The sequence below is a fragment of the Mycobacterium sp. KBS0706 genome (genome assembly GCF_005938675.2).
Taxonomy (GTDB): Bacteria; Pseudomonadota; Alphaproteobacteria; order DSM-16000; family Inquilinaceae; genus Inquilinus.
Genome location: NZ_VCCH02000171.1, coordinates 1 through 8,806, shown reverse-complemented (window position 1 = coordinate 8,806; position 8,806 = coordinate 1). Strand labels below are relative to the sequence as shown.

The following is an 8,806-nucleotide window of genomic DNA, read 5'->3' as shown; positions in this document are numbered from 1 at the left end:
TGAAGGTCGTATCGAAGTGCTGCTCGGTGATCTCGCCCAGTGGGACGCCTTCGCCCGTGCCGGCGCTCGCGTACAGGACGTCGATCCTGCCCTTTTCCCGTCTGACGGTGTCGAACAGGCGGTCGAGGTCGTCGAGATTGGCCGCGTCGCCGCGGACGCCGGTCACGTTCCGGCCGATCAGCTTGACGGCCTCGTCCAGCGCCTTCTGTCTCCGGCCCGTGATGAAGACATAGGCGCCTTCTTCAACGAACCGCTTGGCGCTCGCCAGCGCCATGCCGCTCGATCCGCCGGTGATGACGGCAATCTTACCCTCAAGCTTTCCCATGACTTCCTTCAACTCCGTCTTGGCCGATCGGGGAGGACCTCGAGACCTCGAAATGGGTCCGTCAGCGTCAGGCGTTGAGTGCTGGAGCGCGCACATCGGTGGTGCGAAATCGATCCGGCTGGACGACTGACGCCAGCCGCGACGATTGGTGTCCGCCGTTCGGAATTGGGCCGTGCTCGTCGGCGCGAGCTATGGTGACCGCCCCGCGCCACCCACATACGAGATGCTGTTCGATGTGTTGGACACGGGCTTTGGAAGGCGCACCTCGCGGTGCCGGATCGCACCATGATCGACTGGGATGACGTTCGGTACTTTCTTGCCGTCGCACGCGGTGGCTCGGTACGGGCTGCCGCCGCGCACCTCGGGGTAAATCATTCAACCGTGCTGCGACGCGTCGCGCAGCTCGAGGAACGGCTCGGGGCGCAGATGTTCGAGAAGCTGCCTTCGGGCTACCGCCTGACGGATGCGGGAGAGGAGGTCCTCGAATTCGCGGACCGGATGGAAGCGTCGTCGCACCAACTGGAGACGCGCGTCTTCGGGCGCGACCAGAGTGTGCGCGGGCTTCTGCGGGTGACGCTGGCGCCGCCCCTCGCGGCACATCTGCTCATGCCGGACTTCGCCGATTTCGCGCGCCTGCATCCGGACATCGAGATGGACATCCTTTCGTCCGGCGAGCTGGCAAATCTGACCAACCGGGAGGCCGACGTCGCGATCCGCGTCGTCTACGACCGCAAAACCCTGCCGCCCAATCTTCACGGCCTGAAGGGGCCGGACGTGTTCGGAGGCGTCTACATGTCCCGCGATCGACTGGCCGCGTGGCGTGCGGGCGCGCCTGATCCCATCCGGTGGATCGTCATCAGCCTTCATGGAATTCCGGATTGGGCCAGCGATGGCGAGGTTCGCACCACGGGGGTCCCGTTCAGGGTCACGGACGGCGAGGCGCAGATCGTTGCAGTACGGCAAGGGCTCGGGATGACGACACTGCCGTGCTTCGTCGGCGATGCCGATCCCCTGCTGGTGAGGGTGCCGGGCACCGACCTGCACATGTACGGAACGCTCTGGCTTCTCACACAGGGGGAGACACGCAAGACGAAGCGCGTGCGGCTCTTCACGGAGTTCGTATCCCGCAGGCTCACCGCGTACGCGCCGCTTCTCGCGGGACTGTCCTTGTCGCGCGGCTGACGCGCGGCGGTCGCCGGCGACGCTTCGAGTGGACAAGGATGAAAGGGGCAGTCGTCCAACGCGCGTCGGCGTGGCTTCCTGAGACGGCCGATTTCGGGCGCGCTCCAGGGTTCGGGCTGACCTGGAAGGGCTGAATTCAGCGCGATTGAGCGATGTCCGGTATCGATGCGCCTCAACTATGGCCGGATTTAGCGGCAACGCACGGGTTTGCGAATTAGGCGAGCGCTTGGACCTTGCCGGACCGGTCCGGAGCCGTGGCCGGTGGCCAAATTGGCTGGCCAATTGAGGGGTGGCCAAGTTGATTCGTGATTCCTATTTTTGGCTAGGTACGGTAGGTTTGGCCTAATTGGGTATGCCGAAGCACACCCCCCACGCCGATTTGCTCCGATCACTGTCTATATCTGCCTTACTGTCCGATCACGCCAGGCGCGGGCCCCCCCTTGGTAAAGCAGGTACACTGGACGCCGGTTGGGCCAGGTTCTGGGAGGAAGCAGAACCCGTACGGGGTGAAGCAACGCTGCCCGAATTGAGCCGGAGGAGGTCCCCCAGACTGCGGATAGGGGGCATAAGGCGGCGCCTGCGCTGGCCCCCAACCTCCACGTTCAGGGATTATCGGAGGGGCCGGAGGGAGTGAGTTGGGCCATTGCGCAGCCGACTCTGACGCATTCAGAAGCATCGTGGCTAGCATCACGATCAGACTGCAATATCGCATCTCGGCTATCTCCCTTTGGCCACCTAGTTCCCGGCAGTCGTCGGGTTCTGATCCGTGAATATATCTCTCGCCGGAACGCCCAAAATAAGTGAAATATCCCGCTGACGATCTGACGGAACAGAATCTGTCTCTCCTACCCAGCTCTCTACTCTGTCTCTATCAACTTGCAGACGCTCGCTCAGCTGGTCTATTCCTATTGACGCCTCCGTCATTGCTCTCTTGAGGTTTACGCCCCACCGTTCGGGCTCCTCCTCCGACGCACCGAACCAACGGTCGACTTGCTTCTCGAAGTTCTCGACGGCTCGCTCAGAAAGTAAGCCGGCAGATATCGAAAGTAAGGAGATCACAAACGGACTGATAGAACTGCTTTGTTCAGATAAGGATTTCTCGGTTAGCATCAAGAATCCAGATCTAAATAGTGCATACACCACAAGTGCACAAATCAGTCCAAGCAGTGGGCCAACAAGTAGGCTTCGAAGTGTCGGATTTGACGCGGACCGATATGATTGGAGAACAATTCTGAGCAAAGATCCGAGAACACCCGACAAACATACTAGAAGAAAGGCTAGAAACTCCGTCGGGCTTATTAGTATGGTGTTAAGTACGCCAAATGATATTGTATTGTAGAATAGGTAATTAACCACCAACTCGAAATCCTTTTGCCGTCTGGGCTCCGTGTCAATTCGTGTTTGGCTGACAACCGGTGGTTCAACTATCGCTCCTCCCTTATGTTCGGTGAGAGCAGGGCTATAAGGCTGAATTTTCTCGGTGGCGTTTCCGTCCACGGTAGTTAGATCGTCATTTTCGTCGGTCGCGGGCGGGCGCGCTGCATTTATGCCGCCCAACCGAGAGTTCCCCGGCGTCCTGTTCCGACTGCCAGCCGCAGCACTGGCCGTCGTGTCCCTGTCGGCTGCTGCTTGGAGTATCTGAGAATTCGGCGCGGATAACTCGGCAAGCTCTGATGATGTTGTGTTGGAGCATAAGTTGAATGCTGCCGTCCGATACTGAATACGAAGAGCCATGGTATGGAGCACCCTGCAATTCGTATCATAAGATAACAACAGATGCTGGTACTGTGGCTCTATTTTCACCCAAAACTTTTCATTAAGCTCGGCAATTCGGGTAAAGTCTCCCGAGTAATCTGCAATGGTGGTGGCTAAGTCACCACTTCCGATATCAACGCTTGCCATATATTCCACAAAATTCTTTTGTATATTTCTGACTAAAGGAGCTGCCGTATTGATGCTGGTCACTTCTAAACCACGTTCATTAATTGACGGAGATGATTGTGGATCCGATCTTCCGCTTGTTGGTGGCGCTCCCTCTGTGATTCGGGCGGATGTCTCTGCTGAGGGGATTCTTTGTACAAACGATTTACACCTAGTTATAGCGTCCTTTGCATTTTTTGCATTCTGAAAAATTGCGCATATTCTATCGGTTCGAAACTGAACCTCGGTATGAACTGCCGCGAAATCCTCGTAGGAGCTTGATATTTTCTCGGATAGATCAGTTAACTTTTGCGTAAGCGCTCCAATTTCATTTTCGGCTAAAACGTTGTCGATTAATTGCCCCGTTGTGAATCCCTCCTCAGACTTCAGTATTCTAGATTGGAATTGCATGAAAGAGATCAGAAGGCCAGTGGCTATTACGAGCATAAAACTCGCGGCACACGACAGAAGGAGCGCTACAACCCCGAGCCTCGCCTTGCCAGAGTCGCGACCAGTCGCTAAATGTCGAGGGAGCTTTGACGGCGGGGATCGGCTGCCCCCACCGCTCATCCCCTTTGAGCCGTCTACCGCACCTCCGTCACTGTGTCCTGGGTCAAAATTGCGAACGTTTTCAGCGGAACCCGGATCAGGTGACTCGCGGGCGGGCGGGCTAGCTTGTGCGCTGTCCTCTTTGCCGTCGCCGTCTGCCACACTTACACCGACACCTCCTTGTTGCGTCGATTCCGTCCCTGCAATTGGATCCTCTTCCGTTCGCTGGGCGGCAGTGTCTGGTGCCCCGGTCTCCGGGAGGCCTTCTCCGGTCGGCTCAACACCTGGCGTCGCCTTGGCGTTGGGGTCGGGTGCGCTCATTGCACGGACGCCAATTGTGAGGGATACCTGACTTGCGGGGGCGCAGAGGAATCGAAGCGGCGCCACACCTCGGCTTCAAATGATTGACAGTCCGGAGATAAACTGCCAAAGGCGTCGAGGAATTGCGGTTTTAACTCAATGGGGGAAATCGCCATTTCGCAATCCTTCTATTATTTAGTGATTTCGCTTTCGTCTGATTGCAGGAAATGGAATAGTTTCTGCGCAAAGCTGAGTACGACAGATTGACAAATACTATCTCGACGACTCGAGTAGCCGTTTTGGGAACGCAGATGAGAGGCGTTGATCAGTAAATATTTCTACATTGTGGTAGCATACCACGTATCAAGTGAAGATTTTAAGGGATCCGAATTGCTTAGGGATACCTCATTTTGGTGCGCTGCGGATCAGATTTTCCCGCAACGACCGAATGTGAAACTAAATACGACTGTTCCTGCGAAGCAGTCAGTCGCCCTGACTGCGGCGCACTCGGTGATACATCGCTGTACCGTGCGGTGGCCAAGGAATATTCAGCTGCCCGAACCTTATCGAGGCGAGGGGGCAGGGCCGGCACACCAAGACGCTCGGTCCAAGCTTGTTACTGAGTAACGATATGATGCACTGTTACGTGGTAACGTAGTTGGAGAATGAGATGGCACGGTCTAGTCGCGAGAGGCAGGCCGAGTATCGGCGGCGGCATTTGGCGGATGGTTCCGACGTTCGGTTGAACGTGGTGGTTAGCGCGCATGCCGCCGCCGCTCTGAAGCGGCTGGCGCGGCATCGGGGCGTCACTCAGCGCGCCGTTCTGGAAAGCCTGTTCATAGAGGCTGAGCGATATGAGGCCGAGCGGGCTGACGAAGGCTATTTTGCCGTTACTCGGTAACGCTGAGACTGCAGCTCGGGCCTGAGATGGTCCAATAGGGTATACTCAAATTGGCCATATCGGAGCCGATCATGCCACGTCGGGATCCCCCCGTCTCACAGGACCCACACATCCTCCTCGAACAGGTGACGCCGGAGATGCTAGCCGCGGTTGAAGCTCGCGAGCTGGCTCGGACGGAAGAGCTGACCCGGCGGCTCGCGTCAGCCCAGGATCTCGACGAAGCCGGCGCATTCGATCTCGGCTACGACGTCCGGGCCGCCGGCAGGAAAATACACAAGGATGTCGAGCCCTTTGAGCCGAGCGACCCGCGCCGCGCGGCCTATGCACAAGGCAGCGCCATGGCGCTAGCCGAAGGCGAGGCGAGGGTAGAGCAGGTGAAGACCGCGCTTCGGGCATTCGCACGCAAGATGGGCCACTGATGCCCGCTGCCGGGACGGCTCGTCGCGACGCTCCGACTTCAGCCCCAGCGATCCAGGTGGCTCGGGTGTATCTCCGGGTCAGCACAGACACCCAGGACCTCGAGCGTCAGGAGCGCATCATCGAAGAGGCGAAGGCAGGGGGCTATTATGTCGCCGGCGTGTACCGCGAGAAGGCTTCAGGCGCCCGCGCCGATCGCCCCGAACTGCAGCGGCTCATCCAGGACCTCCAGCCCGGCGAAGTGGTCGTCGCGGAAAAGATCGACCGTATAAGCCGACTCCCGCTGGCCGATGCGGAGCTTCTGGTGGCCTCCATCCGCAACAAGGGTGCGCGCTTGGCGGTGCCTGGCCTGGTCGACCTCTCCGAGCTGGTTGCCGGCGCTTCCGGTGTTGCCAAGATCGTGCTCGACTCCGTACAGCAGCTGCTGTTGCGTCTTGCGCTTCAGATGGCGCATGAAGATTATGAGGACCGCCGAGAACGGCAGCGGCAGGGCATCGAGTTGGCGAAGCTCTCCGGTCGCTATAGGGGCCGCACTCCCGATCGAGCCAGCCACGAACGCATCATCGCGCTTCGCTCCGGCGGTACGAGCATCGCCGAGACCGCGCGGCTCACCGGTTGCAGCGTCAGTCAGGTGAAGCGTGTTTGGGCACTGCGCCGGGCGACATAGTGCGCGGCCCGGGCAGCGGTCCAAATTGTAGAGGCAATCCAGGGCGGGACCCGCAGGATTGGCGAATGCTGCTTTCGACCGAGGCAACGGCCCATTTCCAGCGCGCCGACGCCATCGCATCGATGATCCCCTTTGGCCAGCTCATTCTGATCGGGCATCATTCCGAGCGGCGACGCGGCGCGGCCCTAGCCAAGATCCATAAGGGCATGGAGAAGGCCGTCGAGGCACGGGACCGAACCCGCCGACATTCTTCAACCGGCTTGCGGCACCGTCGCGCATGCCTGGTCCAGGGACGGCAGCGGTTTAGCGAGATGGGCGTTGATGGCGGTGGTCATCCGGTTGAAATCCGGCGCGGCGGCAAGAAGCGCCGGGCCGACCAGCATCAGGGCGTCGATCTGCTGCCGGGACAGGGTCCAGCTCGTGCCGATGCTCTGGAAATTCAGCCGGCACTTGTCGTTGCCGATGGCGTCCAGGTCGACCGGGATGACGTAGATGTTGTTGGCGATGGCCTCGAAATTCCGGGCCAGCGGAGGCGGCAGGCCGTGACCCGCCTCGCGGTACGTGTCGGCCAGCAGCGTCCCCAGCGCGCTGATCGTTCCGTTCGACGTGTTGTCGATGCCGGAGTTGATCACGCTCGTCAGCATGTCCAGAATTCCGGGTGTAGCCTGCCGGTGATCGAGATCCGAGGCGGGATCGGACCTCGCATTGATCACCACGAGAATGAGGCGCTTGATCCTCCCCTGGGCGATCCCACTGAACCACGGCAGCGACGTGTCGTTGGTGCTAACCAACCGCATCGGCTCGATGAGCCCCAGATTGTCGGCGATGCCGCCATCGAGCAGGTGGATGTAGTCCTTCCCCGCCTTCTGTCCGAGGGCATAGGCTTCGAAGGCACGGCCGCGGATCACCCGCGCATGCTCGTCCTGGTACCACGTCTTGTCATGCGCGGCCCCGGTGACCCACTCGGGCGGCCACGTGTGGGGCTGGGCCTTGCAGGGGGAGTAGTTCCGCAGCGTCACCGGCGAGAGCGCGACCGGGAAGGCCGCCGATGCGGCGACCGCGGTCGACAGCTTCATCGCGGCCAGGTCGCTGCAGATGAGATCGAAGTTGTCCTGGGTGAACGGGAAAGGCAGCCCTTCGACCATATCGGCCGCGTTCAGGATCAGGAAAGGCCGGTCGCTGCGCTTCGCCAGACCGGCGAAGGTGGCATCCTTGAAAAGCTGCTGATCGAGATAATCGATGAGGAGATCGATCCGCTCCTTGCCCGGCGTCGACAGCTCGGCGAGGCCGACCGGGTTGGCGCCGTCCCACAGCATGGCGGAGATGCCGTCCTGGCGGACGAATTTGCTTTCCAGATTGCCAAGGCCTTCGGGGCCTTTCCATGCGAAATAGGCGGCGGCAACGCTGCCGCCTGACACGGACGAGATCGCGTCGACCTCATGGGCCAGCGTCCGGCCGGACGGCAGCCTGACCTGGTCCATCCCCTGCAGCACCGACATCGTTAGGGCGGTTGCCCGCGTGCCGCCGCCCGATGCGCTCACAAGGACCAGGGTGTCGGGAAGGTCGGTGGGCGACAGTGCGGACCAGCGATAGCCCGTGTGCGGCTCATAGGTCTCGAGCGGCCGGTTGCGCTCCGGATAGGCGCAGGCGGTCAGGGTCAGCGCCAGCGCGAGCGCCCACAGCAGCGGCGCCCGCGCCATCCCGCGAGCCCAGGGACGGGCCGGCATGTTGTCTAAGCCTCGGCGGACTTCGAGGGTTTTCGCACGTCTGACTTCGGCCTTGCCGGTTTCGAGGCCTTCTTCGACTTCGGTGCAGCACGCTTCGGCTTCGGCATAGCGCCAAGCGCCATCATCGCCCGCGCCGAGACCTGATGGCCCGGGAGGGCTTGCGGGGGGTTCAGCGCTTTCAGTACAATCTGGACGTTTGGGTTCGCGGCCGAGACGTTTGCGGTACCGGCGAAATCGATCTGGTTTTGGGCATCGACCGTGGCGAAGGTCGTCTGCCCCATGTTGACCACAAAAAAGTCGTTGGTCTTTCCCTGGGGCGTCAGGAAGAAGCCGTTGATGAAGACGTCGCGATTCTGGGGACCTTTGACGAAGACGGAGCCGAATGCCATCGAAACCACCCTCTATTCATATAGATTGAAACATATTTTCATAATCATCTACCAATATAGACGTGAAACGCGATCGAGTCGATACGGCACCGCAACGAAGCATTCCGGCGGCGTTGGGAAGATCGCGGAAGTTCGCCGGCGGATGCGGCTTGGCGCCTCAGCATCCCACCAGCACGCCATCGCGCATCGCCACCCCCCGGTCCATGCGCTTGGCCAGCTCCAGGCTGTGGGGCGCGATCAGGGCGCTGACGCCGGTCGAGCGCACCACGTCCAGCAGCATCTCGAACACCGCGTCCGAGGTGGTGTGGTCGAGATTGCCGGTCGGCTCGTCGGCAATCAGCACATTCGGCGCGTTGGCCAGCGCCCGGGCGATGGCGACACGCTGATGCTCGCCGCCCGAAAGCTGGGCCGGGCGATGCTCCAGCCGGG

General features: G+C 60.4%; 8 protein-coding genes and 1 pseudogene. 4 read left to right on the top strand and 5 right to left on the bottom strand.

The features are described 5' to 3' along the window. Nucleotides 1-325, bottom strand: a 325-nt coding sequence (locus FFK22_RS39795; RefSeq protein ID WP_143956940.1) for an SDR family NAD(P)-dependent oxidoreductase, incomplete at its 3' end; no start/stop codon positions are given. 285 nt (nt 326-610) lie between these two features. Here FFK22_RS39795 and FFK22_RS39790 point away from each other — a divergent pair. Further along, nucleotides 611-1,507 carry a LysR family transcriptional regulator gene (locus FFK22_RS39790; protein WP_138889138.1) on the top strand — a complete coding sequence of 299 codons (897 nt, stop codon included), beginning with the start codon at nt 611-613 and terminating at the stop codon, nt 1,505-1,507. Nucleotides 1,508-2,242: 735 nt separating this feature from the next. Here FFK22_RS39790 and FFK22_RS39785 read toward each other — a convergent pair. Next, nucleotides 2,243-4,297, bottom strand: coding sequence for a helix-turn-helix transcriptional regulator (locus FFK22_RS39785; protein WP_138889137.1), 2,055 nt, complete (start codon nt 4,295-4,297; stop codon nt 2,243-2,245). Between the two features lie 951 nt (nt 4,298-5,248). Between FFK22_RS39785 and FFK22_RS39780 the strand changes: the two genes are divergently transcribed. The 3 genes and pseudogenes from FFK22_RS39780 to FFK22_RS44945 form a co-directional block, all read left to right on the top strand. Continuing rightward, a complete protein-coding gene (locus tag FFK22_RS39780; protein ID WP_138889136.1) occupies nt 5,249-5,596 on the top strand; it encodes a hypothetical protein in 348 nt (115 codons plus the stop codon). Beyond that, the gene (locus FFK22_RS39775; protein WP_138889135.1) at nt 5,596-6,261 is read left to right on the top strand and encodes a recombinase family protein; all 666 of its coding nucleotides are present in this window, start codon (nt 5,596-5,598) and stop codon (nt 6,259-6,261) included. Before FFK22_RS39780 ends, FFK22_RS39775 begins: the two co-directional genes overlap by 1 nt. A gap of 65 nt (nt 6,262-6,326) precedes the next feature. Continuing rightward, nucleotides 6,327-6,500 (top strand): annotated as a pseudogene (locus FFK22_RS44945) (DUF3560 domain-containing protein); the annotation flags it as partial. A 12-nt stretch (nt 6,501-6,512) separates the two neighbouring features. On the opposite strand, the gene FFK22_RS39765 reads toward FFK22_RS44945, so the two are convergent. The 3 genes from FFK22_RS39765 to FFK22_RS39755 all read right to left on the bottom strand — a co-directional run. After that, nucleotides 6,513-7,961, bottom strand: a complete 1,449-nt coding sequence (locus FFK22_RS39765; RefSeq protein WP_186002922.1) for a patatin-like phospholipase family protein — start codon at nt 7,959-7,961, stop codon at nt 6,513-6,515. 32 nt (nt 7,962-7,993) lie between these two features. Then, nucleotides 7,994-8,377, bottom strand: coding sequence for a hypothetical protein (locus tag FFK22_RS39760; protein WP_138889133.1), 384 nt, complete (start codon nt 8,375-8,377; stop codon nt 7,994-7,996). A 157-nt stretch (nt 8,378-8,534) separates the two neighbouring features. Beyond that, nucleotides 8,535-8,806 (bottom strand): ATP-binding cassette domain-containing protein (locus tag FFK22_RS39755; RefSeq protein WP_143956939.1); only part of this gene is annotated, 272 nt, incomplete at its 5' end.

Coding starts and splice junctions, on each gene's coding strand:
- FFK22_RS39780 (WP_138889136.1), top strand. CDS start 5,249: ATGCCACGTCGGGATCCCCCCGTCTCACAGGACCCACACATCCTCCTC.
- FFK22_RS39775 (WP_138889135.1), top strand. CDS start 5,596: ATGCCCGCTGCCGGGACGGCTCGTCGCGACGCTCCGACTTCAGCCCCA.
- FFK22_RS39790 (WP_138889138.1), top strand. CDS start 611: ATGATCGACTGGGATGACGTTCGGTACTTTCTTGCCGTCGCACGCGGT.
- FFK22_RS39785 (WP_138889137.1), bottom strand. CDS start 4,297: ATGAGCGCACCCGACCCCAACGCCAAGGCGACGCCAGGTGTTGAGCCG.
- FFK22_RS39765 (WP_186002922.1), bottom strand. CDS start 7,961: ATGGCGCGGGCGCCGCTGCTGTGGGCGCTCGCGCTGGCGCTGACCCTG.
- FFK22_RS39760 (WP_138889133.1), bottom strand. CDS start 8,377: ATGGCATTCGGCTCCGTCTTCGTCAAAGGTCCCCAGAATCGCGACGTC.